The organism is Mucilaginibacter antarcticus (assembly GCF_042686155.1).
Lineage (GTDB): Bacteria > Bacteroidota > Bacteroidia > Sphingobacteriales > Sphingobacteriaceae > Mucilaginibacter > Mucilaginibacter antarcticus.
On the sequence record NZ_JBHUON010000007.1, the window covers coordinates 108,541 to 130,402 of the forward strand.

Below are 21,862 nucleotides of genomic sequence, written 5' to 3' on the forward strand. Positions count from 1 at the left end.
ATGCTCAATACCTAACTTATTGTTTAACAACAAATTACTCGCTAAATATATCTGTTGATTTTTGAACCTTGGCACGTACGTATAAGAACGATAGCAAGATCAATACCAACATACCTAACAATATGTAAAGGTTGTAGCTTTCCCAAAAACGGGTAAGCACACTTTTAGTATCAATGTACTCTAAGTTTTCGCTTGATTTACTGATGTTAAACAGGTATTTGTTGCTGTTAACGTCGGATATCGCAACGTTGCTTGATAGCGTTGATAGTTGTTCAGTAATAGATTTTGATGCTGCCAGGAAAGCGTTGGCCAGGTTTTTACCGGTAGCTGTTATTACTAACACTGCGTTATTACTTCGGCCATAAAAGATCTGCGCTAAGCCGTTTGATACAGAATCGGACAGGGAATAAACCACCTTATTATTCTCGTTGTTATAAAGCCTGAATTTGCGGTTAAACTTGATTGGTGCGTCAGGGAAATCTTCCATTAACGGATCATCATGCGATAGCAGGGCAATGATGTTGTTTTTCTTCAAATCATTTTTGTCAATAGCTTCAGCATATTCAAACTCAGGGAAGTTGTTAGCATTGATGTTGTTGTTCAACTCGTAAATGATCTCGCCCATTGCAGCTGCGGCGTAAGGGGCATACTTTTTACTTACTACAATACGTGTAGTACCCGAGTTAAATGCTTCAGGATATTGGTAAAAACTCAGATCGCTGGTGATGAATGGGTTTTTTGATTCAAGGTATGATTTGTCGACATCAACCTCGGCAAAGAAACCGTTAAAGCTGGCAGAACAGTTACCACCGCTTGAGTAAAAACGAAACTCAGTTTCCAGCGTGTTATATTTATGGTGCTGGTAACGGTTAATAGTTACCGCGGTATTAAGTTTACCAGACGCGTCAAGTTTTTCAGAGCTGATCAACATGCCGTTAAGATAAATGTTAAGGTATCCACGGTCGCCCTGGGCAAGGCTGCTATAGTTGGCAATTATGCGTATCTCTACCTCTTTCGGAGTGAAACTAAAGTCGGAGTTTTTAAAGTTGTACACGCTTTTTAAGTTACCAATACCCGACATGAAGTTAGTAGTACCACCAATTTGGCGAAAAGATAATTTAGAGCGGTTTTCGTCAATAGTTTTAAAGAATTTGTTCTCGGCTTTATCAATAATCAGGTAGTCGCCGAAGGTTGAATTCAGGATGTTGATATTACCTAAAGCGGTTATTGATTTTTCGTAGCCGGCGTCATCGCCCCCACTCACAAACAATATTTCAGACGGGGCCACTACTTCTGCCAATGATTTTACGGTTACCAGCTTGCCCTGTACATTTACCAGGCGGGTCATGGTGTCAATGGTTTTTATAACGGCCTTATTCAGGTAAAATAAGCCTTCGCCTTTAGCCGGTAAAATTTTAAGTAAGCCGCGTTTTTGTGGTGTAAGCTTGTTAAGGTTGCCAACTACAATGTAATTTTTAATACTGTCGGGCAGGGTACCTTCTTTAAAAACGCCGATGTTTCTAACGTCAGCTTTTTTTAACCTTGAGTAAGCCCATGCCACTGCCTTTAAATCATGCAGATCAGGATTTGCAGGGTAAGCAATGGCACGCATGGTTTCAAAGCAATTGCCAATGTTTACGTTGTTAAAAAAGTTTTCGGTGCTTTTAAGCAATGATAAATAAGAGTAGCTCTTAATTTTCATCCACATGGCAGGGTTATCTAAATCCTTACACTTATCCTCTGTAACGGTACATAGCGTTTTAACCTGGATTTTCAAAAATTTGTCTGACGATACATCCTGCCTTGATAACTTAAGCGTAACCGTCATTATCGAATCCTGAGATAACGTGCCGCTAAATGCAGGCCGGTCATTAATAATTACGTTAACGTACGACAAACGTTTAATCAAAGCCTGCGATGGTTGTACAAATAAAACCAGCTTACTGCCATTAAGCTCAATGCTTGGATCTATTTTTAAGTAATAAGCACTACTACCGCTCATGCCAATAATGGCATCATCGTCATGCCCCATTGCATGAAAAGAAAGAATCCTTTGTGCAAAGGTGGCGGTGCTTAATAAAAATAAAAAGGCCAGTGAGGTAAAAAATTTGTTCATTGGTTTGCTGCTATTAATTGATTACGTGAAATTCTACTCTAAAATAATTGCCACTGTCGTCGCTGCGGTAAAACAGTTCGCCGCCCATTTCATGGGTAATTAATTTGGCTATTGACAGGCCAAGGCCTAAGCGGCTTTCCTGGGTGGTATTGGCTTCGTTTAAGGTTTTTAGCTTGTTAAACATCATGTCAAGCTCGTCTTGGCCAATGGCTATGCCTTCGTCAATGATCTCGAAAACAAATTTTTGGCGCTGCAAACTGGTAACCACACGTATGTTGTTATTGGTCTGCGAGAACTTGATAGCGTTTGATAACAAGTTTTGAAACACCTGCCCGGCAAAAACCTTATCAAGCTTAACGTTTAGCGGTAGTTTAAGTATGCTGTCAACCAGGTGGATGTTTTTCATTTGCGAGGTCTCCATTAAGCCGCGAAATATGCGCCTAACCTCAACATTAATGTCAAAGATCTCCAGGTTGAATTTTAATTCCGGCGATTCGATCTCTTTAACGTCCATCAGCTTATTAAGCATGTACTGCATCTTATCGGCCGCCTCGGTGATGTAGTCAGTAAACTCTTTCTGATCGGCGCTCAGGCGATAATCCTCCTCCTTGATCATGTTATTACTCATGATGATAGAGCCGATAAGATTTTTTAAATCGTGACCAGCAATGTTAATGAAGCTGTTTTTCTGCTCGTCCATTTTTAACAGGCGCTCATACTGCATGTCGATGATGGCATTTTTTTCGACGATGTCGCGATTTTGATTTTTAAGCTGTTCGTTTGATTTTTCAATCAACAACTGCGATCGCGCTTCGCGCTCTAAAACCTTGAAGCGGGCGCTTGGTATAAGGCATGATACCGAAGCTACGATGAAGAAAAACTGGCCGCCATTACTAACAAACATATCAACGCTGTTATCATTTATAGCATTGAAAAATATGGTTAATAATATTAAAGCGATAAGCGACTGGATAATAGAGTGAACAGGCTCCCAAAACACCTGCATGTTAAAAAACAGGATAAGGGACGAATAAACCAGGAAATATACAGTTAGCTGTTGAATATTAACCATATTACATAACACCGCGGATGTACACGACAGTAAAAAAAATGTAATATGCAACAGTATGCGATAGTTATAGCGCTTGGTTTTAAAGAAAGTGTATAAGCCGTAAATAACAATATCGGTTATTAAACGTACTATTAGAAAATGTACCCATATCTCCGGATTGTAAATAACATCGATAATAGATATTAAGGGGTATAGAAATAAGATAGTCCAGATAATGTTATTAGTCTGGTACCACGCTTTTTTTAAAACTTCTTTTGAAAATTCTTCTTTAGTAATTTGTACAAACATTAAAAACCTGTTTTTAAATTATTGGAAGATTGGACTGTACTCGAGATTAAACTTATAGTTAAATAAGTGAAAAATATAAAAACACAAAGTAAGCTTGTAGCCCCTGCTATTTGCGGAATAGTTGTAATACTGTTCATGGTGTTGAACCCTAGATACGCAAAAAGCCAACCAAGAGTTACGCCAGAACGTGCCTTGGCCTTTAAACGTGCCGCCAGCCTTGATAACGGCGTTAACGTGTCATGGTTAGAGCAAACCTGGGCTAAAGATTTATTAAATGGTAATAGCCCTACAAAAGCCGATTTTGAATTGCTTAAAACGTTAGGTTTTAAAAGCGTCAGGTTACCCGTGGCATTCGCTTTTTTTGAATCTAAAAACATATCGGCAGATAGTGTATATGGATGTATTGATAACATGGTAAAGCTTTGCCAGCAATACGGTATGAAGTTAATAATAGATTACCATTATGGGCAATTAAATGATGATAATTACCTTACTGAAACACCTAAAATTATAAATACCTGGCTAAAACTAGCTAATTACTATAAAAATCGGGGTTCCGATGACTTGTTTTTTGAGTTATACAACGAGCCACCACACATGAACACCCAGGTTTGGAAGGACGCCGCCTACAATTTAGTTACGGCCATACGCAAGGTTGATAAAAAGCGCACGCTTATTATTGGCGCATCAAACTTTAACAGCATATATGAGCTTAGCCGCTTTGTGCGCCTTGCCGACGAGAATATTATTTACACTGTCCATTTTTACGAGCCCTTTTTATTTACCCATCAGGGCGCCCTTTGGGTGGGCGACCAGGTAGCTACTACCGGGGTAACGTTTCCATACATTGCGGAAAAATTTCCCGTTCTTAACCCAAAAACAAAAGGCACCTGGGGCGAGACCAACTACTACCAGTACCGTACGGATGGTAACGAACAATCGTTGACAGACAAATTACTAATAGTTAAAAAGTGGGCAACCAAATATAATGTGCCTTTGGTTTGTACCGAGTATGGTGTTTATAATAAATATGCCGACGAGGACAGCCGGTGCCGCTACATTAAGGCTGTAAGACACGCGTTAAAAAAATTAAATATCCCGAGCGTGCTGTGGGAATATAATGACAATTTTTCTATTTTTAACGGTAAGCCATCGTTAGCCACGTTGCCCGCTTGTATGCGCGATGCTATTGGCTATACCGCTAAAAAATGATGTATTTATTGATTACTTAAATGATTATCTTTGCAAAATAATATAATATTATGGTGTTTTTTGAAGAAAAAAGGCGAGAAGTAATGGTACATATTGAGAAATTCATGCTCGAAAAGATGCAGGAATATCTTAAACCGATTGACACCATTTGGCAGCCGTCAGATTATTTACCAGACTCGACAAAAGATACCTTTTTTACAGAGGTTAAAGAGATGCGTGAAAGCGCTGCAGGCTTGTCTTACGACCTTATGGCCGTCTTAATTGGCGATACCATCACCGAGGAGGCATTACCTACTTATGAATCATGGTTAACCATGGTTGATGGGGTGTCGCGCAATGAAGAAGGCGGCTGGATGAAATGGACCCGCGCCTGGACAGCCGAAGAGAACCGCCACGGCGATCTGCTAAATAGATACTTGTACCTATCAGGTCGTGTGGATATGCGTGCTATGGAGGTATCAACCCAATATTTAATTGCCGATGGTTTTGATATAGGTACAGGGCATGATCCGTACCGTAACTTTATTTACACCTCTTTCCAGGAGTTAGCTACTAACATTTCGCACCGTAGGGTAGCATCGCAGGCTAAGAAAGACGGGGATAACCTGTTGTCAAAAATGTGTGGCGTTATAGCATCCGACGAAATGCGTCATGCTAAAGCCTATATGTATTTCATCAAAAAAATATTTGAGGTCGATCCAAATGAAGCCATGCTGGCTTTTGAGGATATGATGCGCAAAAAAATTGTTATGCCGGCGCATTTTCTGCGCGAGGTTGGCTTGGCTATCGGCCAAACTTTTGGTCACTTTACAGATGCGGCCGAACGCTTAGGCATTTACACCGCAGTTGATTATGTAGATATAATGAAAGATCTGATCAACGAGTGGCAGATAGAAAAAGTAAACGGACTTAACGAAACCGGCGAAAAAGCACGAGACTACATAGTTGCGCTACCTGCCCGCCTTTTGCGTGTTGCCGACAGAATGAAAAATCCAACGCTTGAGTATAAATTTAGCTGGATAAAATAGAACCGGTTTATTTATGCTGCTGCTAATATTATCCACACTGTGACCCTTTGTAAACCTTGTTATCGTTTGCGTCATTTTTTGGGTCATATTTACGTTTGTACGCAAAGCATTAAAATCATAAAAGAACAAAGGCTAACCCTTACCGGTTAGCCTTTTTTTTAGCTTATATATGTTAACCTTCCTGAATCATCTCTACCCCACGGATATCGTCAGTAAGGTCTTCAAACAAACTTGCCAGAATGGATTCTATCGTTAGTGAGTTTACGTCGTCAACATAATGCTCGTTGCGGGTTATCCAAAGCTCTTTTTCGTTTATAGCTATGGTAAAAAGCGCGCCTTCATACATGTCCGGTTGAGAGATCTCTACCGCATCATTAACAATTCCAACGGTAAAGTTAATGGTCTGCTGTCGCTGTTGCGCAAACATAGGGTTAAGGTTTTGCTGCACATGGCTAAGTAATTTATCCGGGGTTGTAGCGGTATGTAGGGTGATGATTTTCATATTAAAAGTACAATCGTAAAAACTTATTGTTTTATTCTAAGCTTTTCATCAGCCCTTACAGATAACATCACGTCGGTCTTCGCCATCACGCATTTATATTTATGTCAATCAAAAACGTAATTCCTACGTTTGCATATAAACATCATACACCATGAATTACAAATTACTGGGCCGCTCGGGCCTTAAAGTTTCAGAACTGTGTTTAGGCACCATGGGCTTTGGCACCGAAGCCGGCTGGGGCGCCGATAAAGAAACCAGCTTTGCTATAATGGATACCTTTGCAAACGCAGGCGGTAATTTTTTAGACACGGCAAACGTATATAAATTAGGTACAAGCGAAAAGATAATAGGCGAGTACCTGCAAAACCACGACCGCAATTATTTCGTGGTAGCAACTAAGTACTCGCTAAAAGACAATACAACCAATCCCAATGCATCCGGCAATAGCCGTAAAAACATGATGCGCAGTGTCGAGGAGAGTTTAAAGCGTCTGCAGACGGATTTTATAGACGTGCTTTACCTGCATATTTGGGATGACCTGACGCCTATGGACGAGGTGCTGCGCGGACTGGATGACCTTATTCGGCAGGGAAAAGTAAACTATGCCGCTATTAGCGATACGCCAGCCTGGCAGGTGGCCAAAGGCAATACCATGGCGGAGCTGATGGGCTGGAGTCAACTTATTGCCTTACAGGTTGAGTATAGCCTTATACAACGTACGCCCGAGCGTGAGCTGATCCCAATGGCCAAGCATTTTGGTATGACAGTTACGCCATGGGCACCACTAGGGGGCGGCGTATTAAGCGGCAAATACCTGCGCGGCGAACAAGGTCGCATAAAGCCTGAAAGTAAACGCCTGGACGACCGCAGCGTGGCTATTACCAAAGTTGTTGTAGATATTGCTGAGGAATTAGGTGTATCCGCCAGTCACGTAGCCCTGCAATGGACCCGCAGTCAGGGGTTTTCATCTATCCCGATTGTGGGTGCAACTAAAGTTAGCCAGGTAGAAGAAAATTTAAAAGTTATTGACGTAACACTAACCCCCGAACAACAACAAAAGCTAGACGAGGTATCAAAGATCGACCTGGGTTTCCCCGGAGAATTTTTTAAAGAGGAGGGCGTAAAGATGAACTCTTTCGGTGGATTTTATGATAGGGTAGAGAAGCGTTAGCTTACACGCTTATCGTTTTGAGGAACGAAGAATCTTCTACTTTGACAGTCGCTATTATACCGACCATGAAAGAGATCCTTCGTTCCCTCAGGATGACAAATATTTTTTTACCCTCTCGCCAAACGCTCCAAAGCGTCAATAAACATCGGCGCGTCGTTGAGGCTTTGTACCAGTTGGACGTGCTCGCCGCCCAGGGCCTTAAATTCGTCACCGTATTCTTTAGTAACTTCGTAAACGGTTTCAAGGCAATCGGCAACAAAGGCAGGGCATAGTACTAGTAAGCGTTTTTTACCCTGATGTGCCAGCTCTTCAATCACCTTACTAGTGTAAGGCTGCACCCATGGATCGTTACCCAGGCGCGATTGGAAACAAACGGTATATTGATCTTTGCTGATGCCTGATTTTTGGGCAATAAGGCGAGCGGTATCGTACGATTGTGCCGAGTAGCAAAACTTGTTAGTGTCGTTCAATGTTTCGCAGCAGCCATCAACCTTTAAGCAATAACTATGGGTATGATCGCATTTCATGAGCTGTCGCTGTGGCAGGCCGTGAAAACTAAACAGCACGTGATCATAAGTAGCAGGCTGATGTTTTTGAGCGTTGTCTGCAAAGGTCTGGATCATCAAATCATCATCGTGAAATGAATTGACGAAGGAGATATTCGGAATAGTTTGCCAGGTCTTAACCAGATCCATCACTTTCTCTTGCACGGAGCCTGTACTGGCCGATGCATATTGTGGAAACATCGGTATTACCTTAATGTCGCTCACCAAATTAGCTTTTAAACGCGCTAAAGCCGACTCAATAGAAGGGCTTTGGTAGCGCATAGCCAGCTCTACCTGATACTCCTCGCCCAAACGGTTGGCCAAAGCTGCGTGCTGCAGTTTACTGTAATGTAACAACGGCGATCCTGTCTCGTCGCTCCAAATCTCGCGATAAAGCTTCGCCGATTTTGGCGCGCGGAAGGGTACAATAATCCCTTGCACCAACATAGTGCGCAATACCGGGTTTATATCAATCACCCGGCCGTCCATCAAAAATTCGTTTAAATATTTGCGTACGTCAGCAGTGCTGGGGCTATCAGGAGTGCCCAGGTTAACCAGTAATATTCCTTTTTTCGACATCGGTACAAAAATAGCAAAAAAGGGGCTAACCGGTTATAGAGGAAATTTCTTTACAAAGCAATGTGATTTTTATCAAACATCGAATAATGAAATGCTTTGCTAGACATCATTTTGTGTTGATATTTATAATTATGCTTCCCGTCTACGGAGCTGGGGAGACTAAAATGTTTCTAAACGTGCCTTTACATCCTCCATCAACCACATAGGGGTCGAGGTAGCGCCGGCAATGCCTATGGTATTATTTGGGGCAAACAAAGTAGGGTCAAGTTCATCAACCGAAGAAATGAAATAGGTATTTGGGTTATGCTTGCGGCAAACCTCATATAGCACCTTTCCGTTTGATGATTTTACGCCGGATACAAATACGATCTTATCAAAGCTGGTGGCAAACACCGGGAGGTCCTTATCGCGGTTTGATACCTGGCGGCAAATGGTGTCGTTAGCATTAAGCTGGTAACCACGGGCGATCAGTTCATCCTTGATGTGGTAAAACTTCTCCATGCTTTTGGTAGTCTGGCTATACAGCGTGATGTTTTTGGGCAGCTCAACATTATCCAGCTCGGCCAGATCCTGAAAAACCAGCGCTTCGTTGTTGGTTTGCCCTTGCAGGCCTATCACTTCGGCGTGGCCGTGTTTACCAAAAATCAAGATCTTCTCTTTTTTATCATGGGATGTTTTGATGCGGTTTTGCAGCTTCAGCACAACCGGGCACGAGGCATCTATCAGGGTTATATTATTCTCTAAAGCGGTGCGGTAGGTTTCGGGCGCTTCGCCATGTGCGCGGATGAGTACTTTTTCGTTGCGTAAACCAGCAAGTGCCTCATGTTCTATAATACGCAAGCCCTTAGCTTTAAGCCGGGCAACCTCTTCGTCGTTATGTACAATATCGCCCAGGCAGTACAGGTAGCCATCCTCTTCAAGGATATCCTCGGCCATATCAATCGCATAGATCACCCCAAAGCAAAAGCCCGAATCTTTATCTATACTTACCTGTAATTTAAGTTGGCCCATAATGCTGCAAATTTACTAAAATTTAAATCAAAGTATTGGCCAGTAGACCCAGGAAGAACAAAAACTGACTAACCAGTAACACTGCGCCAACAATGCTTTGCGTTTTAAAGCGGCATACTTCAAATACAAATAGTAACAGCACACTTATGGCAAACCAGCATACATAGTTCGCCACCGGTACGCTAGGGCTCGCCCAATGCCAGTAATCAAATTTTATAGCAATGGGTTCAATCAACACATCAAGCGCCATTAATCCTGTAGCTCCAATTAGTACACGTAGCCACATTTGTTTAATAGCTACCTGCTGTAAGGCTGTGCCCGCCGCATAGATCAGCAAAAACCAGTTTACACCCATAATAATCGGTATACCGTCTAACCTAATACCCAAGGTTTTGCCATATTGATAATTGCCGAAAAGAATCCCCGTATGCACGCCCAGCCACTCAGCCATAAACCCGGCAATAAATACCACCAGGAAAAATAGCATGAACTTACTATCTCGCTTATTATGACTAATGATCAATATCACCATCATCAATAATAAATGAAACGGCACCAGGTGCAGAAACAATGGTCTGCTTAATACAAGGGACAAACCCACAAAGCCCACGACATGAAAAATGAGAATGATGCGTATTAACTGCGCGGTTTTTGGGTCGCTTATATTTTTCGGCCTTTCCATGTAATGGTTTTGGTTAGGTGGCGTTGTATGGCCAAAAATGCAACCAGCGCCAGACTGAACATTTGCGCCGGGTGTAGTATAATATTGTACCAAGCGTTTTGCCCCGCCGCCAGCGAGATCATTACCCGGGTGAGAACAATTAATCCGACCATGAAAAATACGAAAGCGAAATTTAAGGTCATCAGAATGATCATTGGCCCGCCGATGATGAACACAATGTATATTAAAAACCAGATGATGTTATAATTAAACGCCGCCAAAAAGTTTTTGCTAAAACCATCTACAGCCTCCCGGTAACTGCTGTACATGCGGCAACTAATCATGCCATTGGCCAGCAGCGCCTCGCCTTTGTTGCCTGCAGATTTTACCAACCGCATAATCTCTACGTCCTCCACTATTTTGTGTTTAACCTGCTGGTGCCATTGATGTTTGCGGTAGCTATCTGCATCAAACAACATAAACTGGCCGCTGGCTGCAGCGACGGTATAGTTTTTAACCAGGTAAACCAAGCGCAAGGGCAAAAGGTTAAGTAATATATAATGCATTAAAGGCACCACCATCATTTCGCTTAGGGTATTCATTTGCTGGTTGGCAAACAGGCTGAGTAAGCTTAGTTTGTTGGCATACATTCTATGCACCGCGCTGTTGATCAGGCCCGGGTGCATCTCTTCGTCAGCGTCAACAAAAAGTAAAAAGTTACCCTTAGCTTGTGCGGCCAATTGGTGGCAGGCGTAATTTTTACCCAGCCAATTGCGCGGCAGGTTGTCGCCCTTTATCACACGGAAGTTGCTTTGCTCATTTGCAAATGCAGAGCAAAGCTGATAAGTTTTATCGACTGAATCATCGTCCAAAATGATGACCTCATAATTTTGGTAATCCTGGTCGCGGATGGATTGTAGTAAGCGCAGAATATTTTTTTCTTCGTTGCGCGCGGGGATCAGTATCGATACCAGATCCAGGTAATGTTTGCTAACGCGACGCAGTTTTGGGTCTGATATAAAATTAAACAGCGTTACCACAAACCGCAGGATGATGAAGAAAAAGGTAACTGCTATAAAAGTGACCACTATTTGATAATTTTTGTTTGTTGCTGCCTTGCCGTTGTATATTGTTGCTGATAAACGCTCTGTAACTGCGTAACATTTGCCCAATCTTGCTGTGTTTCTGCTTTTAAATAAACATTTGCAACAGGTTTAAAGTTCTCAAAATTCTCGATAAAAGTGGTGGCAAAAACCAGGTTAAATTTTCCGGCGGCTTTTGCAATAATGCGAATAACGCCCTGTTCAAATATTACTTCGCTCACCAGGTTTGAATACAACTTACCCTGCGGATAAATCAATACCAAGTTGCCCGGGTTGCCAAGCAATTCAGCCGCAAAGTCCAGTGATTGGAGGATCCCTTTTGAGCTTTTACTTACAGAAAAGGCTCCGCCGTAGCTAAGCATCGGCTCTTTAAGTATCGTGCCCTCCAATACCATGGCATGGAATTTTCGTTTGAAAAAATAGCGGTTAATATGGTAAAGTACAAACGTGTCCCAAACGCTAAAGTGGTTGGCAATGAGCAAAATAGACCGGTTGGAGTCTGTATCTATCTGATTGTAATTGATCTGATGGAAATGGCGTGCTGTTAACCAACGTACATAGATATTAAATACGGTCTTTAAAATTATGTTCTGCTTAGGGTAGATCATTTAATGCTCCACGTTAACCTGGTCCTTTAAAGCCTGTTGATGGAAAGCATTGATCTTGCGGGATAGTTCATCAAAGGTTAGTTCGCCCGCTACACCACAGTCGTATAGATGAAAGAATACCGAGGGTTTTAGGCTTTCAAAATAGTCAATCAGTGCGCACGAATACACTATTTGGCAGGGGCCCTTAATGTTTTTGATAAGGCGCTCTATGCCTTTCTCTACCGCAATTTCTGTAGTATGATTAGATATCAGTTGACCTTGCGGAAACACCACTACCAGGTTGTCTTTATTATTTAACAAACCTGCCGCATATTGCAAAGATTTGATCATTTCGCGCGAAGTACGATCGATAGAAAAACCGCCAAACAAGTTTAGCATCATGCGTTTACGCAGGTGGTCCTCCTGCATCATTATATATAAATTGCGCTTTAGATGCCAGTAAGCCAGGTAGTTGCCCCACAGGCCATCCCACCAGCTAAAGTGATTGCAAAGCAGTAATATAGAGTGTCCCTCTTTGGGTTCAAAAGGTGTTACCACCAACCGGTTAAAGTAACCACGCATTCTAAAACGCATGTAGTAAGCAAACCAATTGCTAAACAATTTAACTCGGCGGGCAGGTATCATGGCGTTAAATTTACTAAATATTCATCCAACGCGGGTACCACGAGCCAGTGGCCCAGGTCAACCTCATGCACGTCAGGGCTTTGCAGCAAATTAATAAAGGGGATGGCTGCCAATTTGGGGAACAGTTGATCTTGCCTGCCAAATATCAACCTGCATTTTATTTTATGTTGATTTATAAGTGACGCTATTTTAACAACATCGGGGCGCAAAAGCTTAATCAAATTAAGGGTGTAATAAACATCCATGCGCTTTTGGGGCGTATTCATTTCGCTGTAAGCAATGTCGTATAGGCTTTGATCAATAAACCCAACTTTGCGCAAATTTTTAAGCAGGGCGGGAGCTAGCCACTTGCTTTTGGTGACAGTTTTAAAAAGCAGTTGGCCCCATGCTTTATTTTGTATAATATCAAACCCTTTATAAACGGCGAGGCCATCGGGCGCCATTAATATTACTTCGTCTATCAAATCGGCATACTCCTCAACCAGTATGAGCGCCAGGTTGGCGCCGATGGAGTATCCCATTACAGAAAAACGTTGGCGGCCATACGTTTTAAACCACTGCTCTACATAGGCTTTTACCATAGCTTTGGGCATACCGGCAATAATTTGCTGCTCAGTCCAATCGTCCAACTTACTTTCATTATGAAAAAAATGATCGAAGCCGTAAACATGGTATTGCTTTAAAACAGACTGTTCTAAAACATTAAATTGCTTACCCGTCATACCATAGCCATGGAATGCCAACACGGGTTTTTGGCCTGTGCCGTATTCATGAAAATGTACTTTGCCTAAGCCGGCCAGATTTAAAAAGCCCATTACGGCAATTATAAGGACTAAGATTTACAGGATGAAATGTTTTAAGATTAAAATGGCTGAACTATGATTTATTGACTGTCAGGATTGAGGCTTGCTCCTGCTGCTGTTATCTCATTTCAGACATGATCATATCTGTCGCGCCAATATTTTGCTGGACATACCCACGTGCCTTTTGACCGGCATCCTTAAGTAGTTCAGGGTCACTGATTAAATCGCTTGCAGTTTTTTTAAAGCCTTGCTCATCATCGACACTAAAACCTGCGCCGATGGCTAACAGGTCTTTAGCCTCTTTAAACTTTTGGTAGTTAGGGCCAAAAATTACCGGCAAACCAAAAGCGGCAGCCTCTAAGGTGTTATGTATGCCCGCTCCGAAACCACCACCTATGTAGGCTATATGCCCGTATTGGTACAGTGACGACAGCATGCCGATATTATCGATTATTAAAATTTGAGATTTGACATTTGACATTTGAGAAAAACGCTCATATGAATTTTGTGGCAGCAAATGTATTAGCCTGTTTATCTTATCCTCGTCAATTTCATGCGGGGCGATGATAAATTTCCAATCCGGGTATTCAGTAATCAGGCCAGCTAACAATTGCTCGTCTGCCGACCAGGTGCTACCGGCTATGAAAGTTTTTTGATTATCAGTGAAAGCGGCAATTTCCGGCAGTATCCTTAGGGTCTGAGCATTGGCCCATACGCGATCAAAGCGAGTGTCGCCGCTGATGGTTACGTTGTTGATGTTGATAGCTTGCAATAGTTGTTTTGATTGTTCATCCTGAACGAAAAAGTGGCTCACAAAACTCAGCATTTTACGGTGCAGGCCCCCATACCATTTAAAAAATACCTGTCCAGGCCTAAAAATTCCGGACACCATGTACAATGGGATGTTTCGGTTATGCAATTCATTAAAATAATGATACCAGTACTCGTATTTGGTAAAAACAGCCAGTGTCGGATTAATTGCTTCAATAAACTCGCGGGCGTTGGCGGCAGTATCCAGCGGTAAATAATAAACCGCGTCAGCTAAAAGCGTGTTCTTTCTTATCTCATATCCCGAAGGAGAAAAAAAGGTGATTACTATTTTTGCCTGTAGATTATCTGCCCTGTATCGTTCTAATACAGGGCGACCCTGTTCAAATTCGCCAAGAGAGGCAAAATGAAACCAAACACTGTCCGTAAAGGGGGCGATAGCAACGTTACGACGGCCGGCTATCCACAATCCCGCCTTTTTGTTAAATATCGAAAAAATTAATATTAATATGCTGTAAATACGAAGCCCAAGGTTATATAATTGTAACATTTTGACTGCGAAATCTGTATATTCGCCGCGATAAATATAATAACAATTTAAGTAGAATTTGTGAAAATAGCTGTAGTAGGAACAGGCTACGTGGGTTTGGTAACAGGCACATGTTTGGCCGAAACCGGTAACCAGGTAATATGCGTTGATGTTAACCAAAGTAAGGTTAAAATGATGCAGGAGGGTATGCTGCCTATTTACGAGCCCGGCCTTGAGTCGCTTTTTACACGTAATTTAAAACAAGGACGTCTGCATTTTACTACTGATCTTGCTGAAGCGGTTGCCGAAGCGAAGATCATCTTTTTGGCTCTGCCGACCCCCCCGGGAGGCGATGGCGCGGCTGATTTAAGTTATGTGCTTGGTGCATCAAAGGATATTGCGAAGCTAATTACGGAGTATAAGGTTATTGTAACCAAATCGACCGTGCCGGTTGGTACTGCCGATAAAATTACTGACGTGTTTAATGCGCATACCAACGTAGACTACGCTGTAGTTTCAAATCCCGAATTTTTACGCGAGGGGGTAGCCGTTGAGGATTTTATGAAGCCCGACCGTATTGTTATTGGTACCCTTGATGAGCGCGCACGTAAATTAATGGGCGAACTTTATGCCCCATACGTGCGCCAGGGCAACCCGATAATTTATATGGATCCGCGTTCGTCTGAGCTGACTAAATATGCCGCTAACTCTTTCCTGGCAACCAAAATATCTTTCATGAACGAAATTGCCAATCTGTGCGAATTGGTTGGTGCTGATGTAGACATGGTAAGGGGTGGTATTGGTGCCGACGACCGTATCGGTCGCAGGTTCTTGTTCTCTGGTATTGGTTACGGTGGTAGCTGTTTCCCTAAAGATGTGCAGGCGTTGGCAAAATCTGCCAAAGACAATCAATATGATTTTAAGATACTAAACGCGGTAATGGATGTTAACGACATTCAACGTAAAATATTGGTTGATAAGATAAAGGCATATTACAACAATAATCTTAAGGGTAAAAAACTTGCCATTTGGGGCCTTTCTTTTAAACCAGAGACTGACGATATCCGCGAAGCACCGGCCTTATACATTATTGAAGATTTATTAAAAGAAGGTGCAACTATCACGGCGTTTGACCCGGAAGCCATGACAAATGTTAAAGGCGCATTGGGCGATAAAATTGAATACGCTGCAGACCAATACCAGGCAGCGAAAGATGCCGATGCCTTATTGATATTGACAGAGTGGTCGGTGTTCCGTACACCTGATTTTGATCAGCTGGAATCGTCATTAAAGACTAAAGTGATTTTTGATGGTCGTAATTTATACGATATCCAAAAAATGATTGACTGCGGATATTATTACAACAGTATAGGTAGAAGGGTAGTTAGCTAATGAGTCAGAAACGAATATTAATTACCGGTGCTGCAGGGTTCTTAGGATCGCATTTATGCGACAGGTTTATTAAAGAAGGTTACCACGTTATAGGCATGGACAACCTGATAACCGGCGACCTGCGAAACATTGAGCATTTGTTTAAACTAACAAACTTTGAGTTTTATCATCATGATGTTTCTAAGTTTGTGCATGTGCCCGGCGACTTACATTATATTCTGCACTTTGCATCGCCTGCCAGCCCTATTGATTATTTAAAGATCCCAATACAAACGCTAAAAGTAGGATCACTAGGCACCCACAATTTGCTGGGCCTTGCACGCTCAAAAAAAGCGCGCATGCTTATCGCATCAACCTCAGAAGTATATGGTGATCCAACTGTTAATCCGCAGCCCGAAGAATATTGGGGCAACGTAAACCCGGTTGGTCCGCGGGGTGTCTACGACGAAGCTAAGCGATTCCAGGAAGCTATCACCATGGCTTACCATACTTTTCACGGGTTGGAAACCCGCATAGTAAGGATATTTAATACTTATGGCCCGCGCATGCGTCTTAATGACGGCCGTGTATTGCCAGCATTTATTGGCCAGGCTTTACGTGGCGAGCCTTTGACAGTGTTTGGTGACGGATCGCAAACACGTTCGTTTTGTTATGTTGATGATTTGATTGACGGTATCTATCGCTTACTGCACAGTGATTATGCCCAACCTATGAACATCGGCAACCCGGACGAGATAACAATCAAGCAATTTGGCGAAGAGATTATCAAATTAACAGGGACGGACCAAGAATTAGTATGCGTACCATTACCTACGGATGATCCAAAGCAGCGTCGTCCGGATATTACAAAGGCTAAAGATATTTTGGGCTGGGAGCCTAAGGTGTCAAGAAGTGAGGGTTTAAAAGTTACTTACGACTATTTTAAATCCTTGCCTGAAAAGGAAATACAACACAAAGATTTTACTTATTACAACAAAAGTTAACATGGCAAAAATAGTAGTAACGGGTGGTTTAGGTTTTATTGGCTCGCATACAGTTGTTGAGCTTATTAACGCCGGCTACGAACCTATAATAGTTGACGATCTTTCAAATTCGAACCCTAAAATTTTAGACCAGCTTGCAAAGATCATCGGTTACAAACCGGCCTTTCATAAAATTGACCTTTGCAACGAGGTCGACGTTAAGGCATTTGCCGATAGCAATACAGACATTACAGGCATTATTCATTTTGCTGCTTCAAAAGCGGTGGGCGAGTCTGTACAGCAACCTATAAAATATTACCGCAATAACATCTACTCGTTATTAAACGTAATCAACGCGTTTGATAAACGTTCTGCTAACCTGGTTTTTTCATCAAGCTGTACCGTTTACGGCCAACCTGATGTATTGCCAGTTACAGAAGCTGCCCCTGTAAAAAAGGCCGAATCGCCATATGGGAATACTAAACAGATAGCAGAGGAAATGTTGCAAGACATGTCTGCAGCAGGTAGCACCTATAAGATTATATCCCTACGTTACTTTAACCCGGTTGGCGCGCACAGTACCGCGCTTATTGGTGAGTTGCCTATCGGCGTGCCTCAAAATTTAGTGCCGTTTATAACGCAGGCCGCTATTGGTAAACGCGAAAAAATCACGGTATTTGGGGATGATTATAACACTCCTGACGGCAGTTGCGTGCGCGATTACATCCACGTAGTTGATCTGGCTAAAGCACATGTTGCTGCCTTAAGATTAATGGAGACTGAAGCATTTAAAGGCTACGATGTATTTAACATCGGCACTGGCACTGGCAGTTCGGTTTTAGAAGTAATAAAGGCCTTTGAACAGTCAACCGGGCAAAAACTTAATTATCATAAAGGGCCTCGTCGTAACGGCGACATAGAGAAGGTTTGGGGCGATGTCGCCAAATCAAAAAACACGTTAAAATGGCAAACCGAACTTGATCTGGATACTATGATGCAGTCGGCCTGGGAGTGGGAAAAATATATTGCACAAAATCCTTTATAAAAATCAATAAATGAAAAAGATTATCATTACCGGCGGCGCTGGTTTTATAGGTTCGCACGTGGTGCGCAGGTTTGTTACCAACTATCCTGACTATACTATCATTAACCTCGATAAATTAACATATGCTGGTAACCTGGCAAACTTGAAGGACATTGAAGATGAGCCTAATTATAAGTTTGTAAAAGGCGATATTGTCGACCTAGCTTTTGTTAATAAGCTTTTTGCTGATGAACAGCCGGACGCTGTTATCCACCTGGCTGCCGAATCGCACGTTGATCGTTCTATAACCAATCCATTAGAGTTTGTGATGACTAATGTGGTAGGTACAGTAAACCTCTTAAATGCGGCGCGCGACACTTGGAAGGGCAATTACGATAGCAAACGTTTTTACCATGTATCAACCGATGAGGTGTATGGTACATTAGGCGAAGAAGGTATGTTTACAGAAGAAACAGCCTATGATCCGCACTCGCCATACTCGGCCTCAAAAGCGAGCTCAGATCATTTTGTGCGTGCATATTATGATACTTATGGTTTAAATACCGTTATTTCAAATTGTTCAAACAACTATGGTTCATTCCATTTTCCTGAAAAATTGATTCCGCTTGCTATTCACAACATCCAGCAAAATAAACCTGTACCGGTGTATGGCAAAGGCGAAAATATAAGGGATTGGTTATGGGTTGAAGATCATGCCCGTGCCATTGATGTAATTTTTCATAAGGCGGCAACCGGTACTACTTACAACATTGGCGGCCATAACGAGTGGAAAAACATAGACCTGATTAAAACTTTATGTTCTATAATGGATAGCAAATTGGGCAGGGCAGAAGGCGAATCGGCAAAACTGATAACCTTTGTTACTGACCGTGCCGGCCATGATTTACGTTATGCTATTGATGCCACCAAACTTAAAGACGAATTGGGTTGGGTGCCAAGCATTACTTTTGAAGTAGGATTAGAGAAAACAGTAGAATGGTATTTGCAAAATGAGGAGTGGTTAACCGACGTAACATCGGGTCATTATCAGCAATACTATGCAGAGCAGTATAGCGACCGATAAATGTTTGGTTTCTTTAAAAGGAAGAAAAAACAGGATAATGAAAAGTTTATCCACAGCTATGAGTCAATAGCTGTAGATATGCACTCGCATGTTTTGCCGGGTATTGATGACGGGGCGCAAAATGTAGAAGAATCTATCTTTTTAATAAAAAAAATGATGGAGGTAGGCATCCAGAAAGTTATTGCCACGCCACATATCATGGCCGACTTTTACAGGAACACCCCCGAAACTATTAATGAAGCACTTGGACTATTAAAAGCCGAACTTCAAAATCGCTCGATAGAGATTCAAATTGAAGCTGCGGCTGAACATTATTTCGACGAAACATTTGAAAAACGAGTTGTAGAGCACCGGCTTATGCTCATGGGCGATAACTATGTGCTTTTCGAATACCCTTTTATATCGCCCCCACCAAATGCTCTACCGGTAATACAAAAGATGATTGAGCTGGGTTACAAACCTATCTTGGCGCATCCAGAAAGATACCCGTATATGTCCGTTAGCGAAATGGCTAACCTGCGTGCGTGGGGATGTAACTTGCAATTAAATACAATATCATTAACAGGGTATTACGGTAAAGAGGTTAAGAAGAAAGCGGAGGAGATGATTGACGCAAATGTGGTTGACTTTATATCCAGCGACATGCATCATCCGCGGCATGCTTCGGCACTTAAAGACGCTCTAAATTATCCATACCTGCAAAAAATATTGACAGATTATCCGCTGAAGAATATAATGCTTAAGTAGATGTGCCAATGTGCGGACATGCAAATGCAATTATAAATAGAAAGAGGCTTACAAGTTATTTGTATGCCTCTTTCTATTACGGTAGTCGTTGCTCTAATAATTTACTAAATCCAGACGCATTGCACTACCGGGGCTGGCATATCTGCACTCCACTACTCATATCTCAACGCCTCAACAGGGTCAAGCTTGGCTGCTTTTTTGGCGGGGTAGAAGCCTGAGCCCAATCCTATTAAAGTACAAAGGGCAATTGCACAGAAAAGCCACAACCATGGCACAATAAACTGTCCGCTTATCTGTACGGCTATGAGGTTGCCTGCGGCCATTCCTAGTATAATTCCGCCAATTCCGCCTATCAGGCATATTACTATCGCCTCTATTAAAAACTGTTTACGTATAACAGATGGGGTGGCCCCAATGGCTTTACGGATCCCAATTTCGCGCGTACGCTCTGTTACAGATACCAGCATGATGTTCATTAAACCTATGGCTGCGCCAATTAAGGTGATGATGCCAATTCCAAAACCGGCCACCGTCATGCCGGTTAACTGCCCGGCCAGTTGCTGCTGCATAGAATCGCTGCGTAAGATCTCGAAATTGGAAGGCTTGGTTACGTGCAGCCCACGTATATTTCTGAACAGGGCTTCAGCTTCGCTGGTACTAGCCGTTAAAGCGCTGCCGTTGGTAACCATTACGGCTATTTCAAAAGACGGCTTTGCTGTGGTAGCCATTTGTTTGGCCTTTAAAATGGGTATGGCAACCATCCTGTCGCCACCCGAGCCCATGCCTGAGCCTTTTGACTCAAAAGCGCCAATGATTCTGAATTTGCTGCTGCCAACAAACACAAATTTATTGATCGGGTCAATATTGCCAAATAATTTGTTTTTAACCTCACTGCCTATAATCACCACATTGGCGCCATACAACAGTTCCGATTCAGAAAAATTACGGCCAAGTGCAAGTTTATAGCCGTTGGTATGTATATAATTCTCGTTAGTACCGGTTATGTTAATGTTAGGATTAGTTTTTGCGCTACCATATTTTACTACCGCTGTACCACCAATGCCAAGATTAATAGAAACCAACGCGGGTAATTTATATTGAGTTTTAAAGCGCTGCGCCTGATCATAACGGATTACGGGGTAAAACTTGCGACGCCCACCCTGCCCAAAGTTGACCCCCGAGCCTCGATTTTGTATGGTAAATGAGTTTGCGCCAAGCCGGGAAAAGGCATCATTAGTGTATTGTTTAATACCTTCAATGGCTGTAAGTATCCCCACTAACGCCATAATGCCGATAGCAATAATTAGTGATGTTAGGGCTGTACGCAACCTGTTACCGGCTATTGACTGCAGTGCAATGGATATGTTTTCGCGAAGCGTGGTTTTTACCGGCATGGTATAAAGATAAAAAACTTACAGGTAAGACAGTGTTGCTGTAATGATGTTACAATTTTTAAAAGTAATATCTTAATTTTACATACGTTAATGTAGTATCATGAAAACTATCAAATCAATTTATATCGCGCTGTTCTTGACAGCGACGGCTCTTAGCGCTAGTGCGCAATCTGCATCAGTAAATAATGTTGTTGCTGCTTACTTAGATGTTAAAAGCGCTTTGGTAAACAGCGATGGATCGCTTGCTGCATCAAAGGCTAAGACTTTATTGACTCAAATTAGTGCTGTAAAACCGGATGTTAAGCAGCAAGCTACGTGGTCAAAGTTAGTTGGTAAATTAAGCGCCGATGCCCGCCATATTAGCGAAGTAACCAAGGTAGAACAGCAAAGAGTTTCGTTTGCGGCTTTGTCATCAAATATCTATCAGTTAGTAAAGGCGGTAAAACCTAGTACTGGAGCATTGTATGTACAGTATTGCCCAATGAAAAAGGCGAGTTGGTTAAGCAATAAAAAAGAGATTGAAAACCCCTACTATGGCGATGCAATGCTGACCTGCGGCGGGGTGAAGGAAACTTTAGCAGCTAAATAATTCCAGTGGGTCAAGATCGCGATATAAGAATCAAGATTGCATTTTGAATT

21 protein-coding genes are annotated in these 21,862 nt (G+C 42.3%); 9 read left to right on the forward strand and 12 right to left on the reverse strand.

Annotated elements, in window-relative coordinates:
* Nucleotides 1-34: 34 nt before the first annotated feature.
* On the reverse strand, nucleotides 35-2,116 hold the full coding sequence (locus ACFSYC_RS08025) for a cellulose biosynthesis cyclic di-GMP-binding regulatory protein BcsB (RefSeq protein ID WP_377125449.1): 2,082 nt from the start codon (nucleotides 2,114-2,116) through the stop codon (nucleotides 35-37).
* A gap of 13 nt (nucleotides 2,117-2,129) precedes the next feature.
* Entirely contained in the window at nucleotides 2,130-3,476 is a 1,347-nt protein-coding gene (locus ACFSYC_RS08030; RefSeq protein WP_377125452.1) for a sensor histidine kinase, read from the reverse strand.
* A gap of 66 nt (nucleotides 3,477-3,542) precedes the next feature.
* Between ACFSYC_RS08030 and ACFSYC_RS08035 the strand changes: the two genes are divergently transcribed.
* Nucleotides 3,543-4,688 carry a glycoside hydrolase family 5 protein gene (locus ACFSYC_RS08035; RefSeq protein ID WP_377125455.1) on the forward strand — a complete coding sequence of 382 codons (1,146 nt, stop codon included), beginning with the start codon at nucleotides 3,543-3,545 and terminating at the stop codon, nucleotides 4,686-4,688.
* 50 nt (nucleotides 4,689-4,738) lie between these two features.
* The gene (locus tag ACFSYC_RS08040; RefSeq protein WP_377125458.1) at nucleotides 4,739-5,716 is read left to right on the forward strand and encodes an acyl-ACP desaturase; all 978 of its coding nucleotides are present in this window, start codon (nucleotides 4,739-4,741) and stop codon (nucleotides 5,714-5,716) included.
* A 172-nt stretch (nucleotides 5,717-5,888) separates the two neighbouring features.
* Here ACFSYC_RS08040 and ACFSYC_RS08045 read toward each other — a convergent pair whose 3' ends face one another.
* Nucleotides 5,889-6,218 carry a hypothetical protein gene (locus ACFSYC_RS08045; protein WP_377125461.1) on the reverse strand — a complete coding sequence of 110 codons (330 nt, stop codon included), beginning with the start codon at nucleotides 6,216-6,218 and terminating at the stop codon, nucleotides 5,889-5,891.
* A 151-nt stretch (nucleotides 6,219-6,369) separates the two neighbouring features.
* Between ACFSYC_RS08045 and ACFSYC_RS08050 the strand changes: the two genes are divergently transcribed.
* Nucleotides 6,370-7,389 carry an aldo/keto reductase gene (locus tag ACFSYC_RS08050; protein ID WP_377125464.1) on the forward strand — a complete coding sequence of 340 codons (1,020 nt, stop codon included), beginning with the start codon at nucleotides 6,370-6,372 and terminating at the stop codon, nucleotides 7,387-7,389.
* A gap of 107 nt (nucleotides 7,390-7,496) precedes the next feature.
* Here ACFSYC_RS08050 and hemH read toward each other — a convergent pair whose 3' ends face one another.
* The 8 genes from hemH to ACFSYC_RS08090 all read right to left on the reverse strand — a co-directional run bounded on the left by hemH (nucleotide 7,497) and on the right by ACFSYC_RS08090 (nucleotide 14,641).
* Complete coding sequence (gene hemH / locus ACFSYC_RS08055) at nucleotides 7,497-8,513, reverse strand: ferrochelatase (protein ID WP_377125467.1); 1,017 nt, start codon at nucleotides 8,511-8,513, stop codon at nucleotides 7,497-7,499.
* A 159-nt stretch (nucleotides 8,514-8,672) separates the two neighbouring features.
* Nucleotides 8,673-9,524 carry a 4-hydroxy-3-methylbut-2-enyl diphosphate reductase gene (locus tag ACFSYC_RS08060; protein ID WP_377125470.1) on the reverse strand — a complete coding sequence of 284 codons (852 nt, stop codon included), beginning with the start codon at nucleotides 9,522-9,524 and terminating at the stop codon, nucleotides 8,673-8,675.
* Nucleotides 9,525-9,546: 22 nt separating this feature from the next.
* Nucleotides 9,547-10,206 carry a carotenoid biosynthesis protein gene (locus tag ACFSYC_RS08065; RefSeq protein WP_377125473.1) on the reverse strand — a complete coding sequence of 220 codons (660 nt, stop codon included), beginning with the start codon at nucleotides 10,204-10,206 and terminating at the stop codon, nucleotides 9,547-9,549.
* Entirely contained in the window at nucleotides 10,185-11,273 is a 1,089-nt protein-coding gene (locus tag ACFSYC_RS08070) for a glycosyltransferase (RefSeq protein WP_377125476.1), read from the reverse strand. Before ACFSYC_RS08070 ends, ACFSYC_RS08065 begins: the two co-directional genes overlap by 22 nt.
* Nucleotides 11,273-11,896, reverse strand: a complete 624-nt coding sequence (locus ACFSYC_RS08075; protein ID WP_377125479.1) for a 1-acyl-sn-glycerol-3-phosphate acyltransferase — start codon at nucleotides 11,894-11,896, stop codon at nucleotides 11,273-11,275. The genes ACFSYC_RS08070 and ACFSYC_RS08075 overlap by 1 nt, the downstream gene beginning before the upstream one ends.
* Nucleotides 11,897-12,520, reverse strand: coding sequence for a lysophospholipid acyltransferase family protein (locus tag ACFSYC_RS08080; RefSeq protein ID WP_377125482.1), 624 nt, complete (start codon nucleotides 12,518-12,520; stop codon nucleotides 11,897-11,899). It lies immediately after the preceding gene.
* Nucleotides 12,517-13,335, reverse strand: coding sequence for an alpha/beta hydrolase (locus ACFSYC_RS08085; protein ID WP_377125485.1), 819 nt, complete (start codon nucleotides 13,333-13,335; stop codon nucleotides 12,517-12,519). Before ACFSYC_RS08085 ends, ACFSYC_RS08080 begins: the two co-directional genes overlap by 4 nt.
* A gap of 106 nt (nucleotides 13,336-13,441) precedes the next feature.
* Nucleotides 13,442-14,641 (reverse strand): 3-deoxy-D-manno-octulosonic acid transferase, encoded by a 1,200-nt coding sequence (locus tag ACFSYC_RS08090; protein WP_377125488.1) that lies wholly within the window; start codon nucleotides 14,639-14,641, stop codon nucleotides 13,442-13,444.
* A 60-nt stretch (nucleotides 14,642-14,701) separates the two neighbouring features.
* Between ACFSYC_RS08090 and ACFSYC_RS08095 the strand changes: the two genes are divergently transcribed.
* From ACFSYC_RS08095 to ACFSYC_RS08115, 5 genes are read left to right on the forward strand one after another with little or no spacing between them, the layout of a single operon-like run.
* Nucleotides 14,702-16,012, forward strand: coding sequence for a UDP-glucose dehydrogenase family protein (locus tag ACFSYC_RS08095; RefSeq protein ID WP_377125491.1), 1,311 nt, complete (start codon nucleotides 14,702-14,704; stop codon nucleotides 16,010-16,012).
* Nucleotides 16,012-16,995, forward strand: coding sequence for a UDP-glucuronic acid decarboxylase family protein (locus tag ACFSYC_RS08100; protein ID WP_377125494.1), 984 nt, complete (start codon nucleotides 16,012-16,014; stop codon nucleotides 16,993-16,995). The genes ACFSYC_RS08095 and ACFSYC_RS08100 overlap by 1 nt, the downstream gene beginning before the upstream one ends.
* Nucleotide 16,996: 1 nt before the next feature.
* Nucleotides 16,997-18,019, forward strand: a complete 1,023-nt coding sequence (gene galE / locus ACFSYC_RS08105; RefSeq protein ID WP_377125496.1) for a UDP-glucose 4-epimerase GalE — start codon at nucleotides 16,997-16,999, stop codon at nucleotides 18,017-18,019.
* A gap of 10 nt (nucleotides 18,020-18,029) precedes the next feature.
* Nucleotides 18,030-19,082 (forward strand): dTDP-glucose 4,6-dehydratase, encoded by a 1,053-nt coding sequence (rfbB, locus tag ACFSYC_RS08110; RefSeq protein WP_377125499.1) that lies wholly within the window; start codon nucleotides 18,030-18,032, stop codon nucleotides 19,080-19,082.
* Nucleotides 19,083-19,829: a tyrosine-protein phosphatase gene (locus tag ACFSYC_RS08115; RefSeq protein ID WP_377125502.1), complete on the forward strand. Its 747-nt coding sequence runs from the start codon at nucleotides 19,083-19,085 to the stop codon at nucleotides 19,827-19,829.
* Nucleotides 19,830-19,981: 152 nt separating this feature from the next.
* On the opposite strand, the gene ACFSYC_RS08120 is transcribed toward ACFSYC_RS08115, so the two are convergent.
* Complete coding sequence (locus tag ACFSYC_RS08120) at nucleotides 19,982-21,223, reverse strand: ABC transporter permease (protein WP_377125505.1); 1,242 nt, start codon at nucleotides 21,221-21,223, stop codon at nucleotides 19,982-19,984.
* A 100-nt stretch (nucleotides 21,224-21,323) separates the two neighbouring features.
* On the opposite strand from ACFSYC_RS08120, the gene ACFSYC_RS08125 reads away from it, so the two are divergent.
* Nucleotides 21,324-21,812 (forward strand): DUF3347 domain-containing protein, encoded by a 489-nt coding sequence (locus ACFSYC_RS08125; protein ID WP_377125508.1) that lies wholly within the window; start codon nucleotides 21,324-21,326, stop codon nucleotides 21,810-21,812.
* Nucleotides 21,813-21,862: the final 50 nt, after the last annotated feature.

Bases quoted from the DNA above. Each gene is read 5' to 3' on its own strand.
- rfbB (WP_377125499.1), top strand. From the start codon at position 18,030: ATGAAAAAGATTATCATTACCGGCGGCGCTGGTTTTATAGGTTCGCAC.
- ACFSYC_RS08075 (WP_377125479.1), bottom strand. From the start codon at position 11,896: ATGATCTACCCTAAGCAGAACATAATTTTAAAGACCGTATTTAATATC.
- ACFSYC_RS08050 (WP_377125464.1), top strand. From the start codon at position 6,370: ATGAATTACAAATTACTGGGCCGCTCGGGCCTTAAAGTTTCAGAACTG.
- ACFSYC_RS08045 (WP_377125461.1), bottom strand. From the start codon at position 6,218: ATGAAAATCATCACCCTACATACCGCTACAACCCCGGATAAATTACTT.
- ACFSYC_RS08115 (WP_377125502.1), top strand. From the start codon at position 19,083: ATGTTTGGTTTCTTTAAAAGGAAGAAAAAACAGGATAATGAAAAGTTT.
- ACFSYC_RS08025 (WP_377125449.1), bottom strand. From the start codon at position 2,116: ATGAACAAATTTTTTACCTCACTGGCCTTTTTATTTTTATTAAGCACC.
- ACFSYC_RS08120 (WP_377125505.1), bottom strand. From the start codon at position 21,223: ATGCCGGTAAAAACCACGCTTCGCGAAAACATATCCATTGCACTGCAG.
- ACFSYC_RS08125 (WP_377125508.1), top strand. From the start codon at position 21,324: ATGAAAACTATCAAATCAATTTATATCGCGCTGTTCTTGACAGCGACG.
- ACFSYC_RS08090 (WP_377125488.1), bottom strand. From the start codon at position 14,641: ATGTTACAATTATATAACCTTGGGCTTCGTATTTACAGCATATTAATA.
- ACFSYC_RS08060 (WP_377125470.1), bottom strand. From the start codon at position 9,524: ATGGGCCAACTTAAATTACAGGTAAGTATAGATAAAGATTCGGGCTTT.
- galE (WP_377125496.1), top strand. From the start codon at position 16,997: ATGGCAAAAATAGTAGTAACGGGTGGTTTAGGTTTTATTGGCTCGCAT.
- ACFSYC_RS08085 (WP_377125485.1), bottom strand. From the start codon at position 13,335: ATGGGCTTTTTAAATCTGGCCGGCTTAGGCAAAGTACATTTTCATGAA.
- ACFSYC_RS08080 (WP_377125482.1), bottom strand. From the start codon at position 12,520: ATGATACCTGCCCGCCGAGTTAAATTGTTTAGCAATTGGTTTGCTTAC.
- ACFSYC_RS08030 (WP_377125452.1), bottom strand. From the start codon at position 3,476: ATGTTTGTACAAATTACTAAAGAAGAATTTTCAAAAGAAGTTTTAAAA.
- ACFSYC_RS08100 (WP_377125494.1), top strand. From the start codon at position 16,012: ATGAGTCAGAAACGAATATTAATTACCGGTGCTGCAGGGTTCTTAGGA.
- hemH (WP_377125467.1), bottom strand. From the start codon at position 8,513: ATGTCGAAAAAAGGAATATTACTGGTTAACCTGGGCACTCCTGATAGC.
- ACFSYC_RS08065 (WP_377125473.1), bottom strand. From the start codon at position 10,206: ATGGAAAGGCCGAAAAATATAAGCGACCCAAAAACCGCGCAGTTAATA.
- ACFSYC_RS08040 (WP_377125458.1), top strand. From the start codon at position 4,739: ATGGTGTTTTTTGAAGAAAAAAGGCGAGAAGTAATGGTACATATTGAG.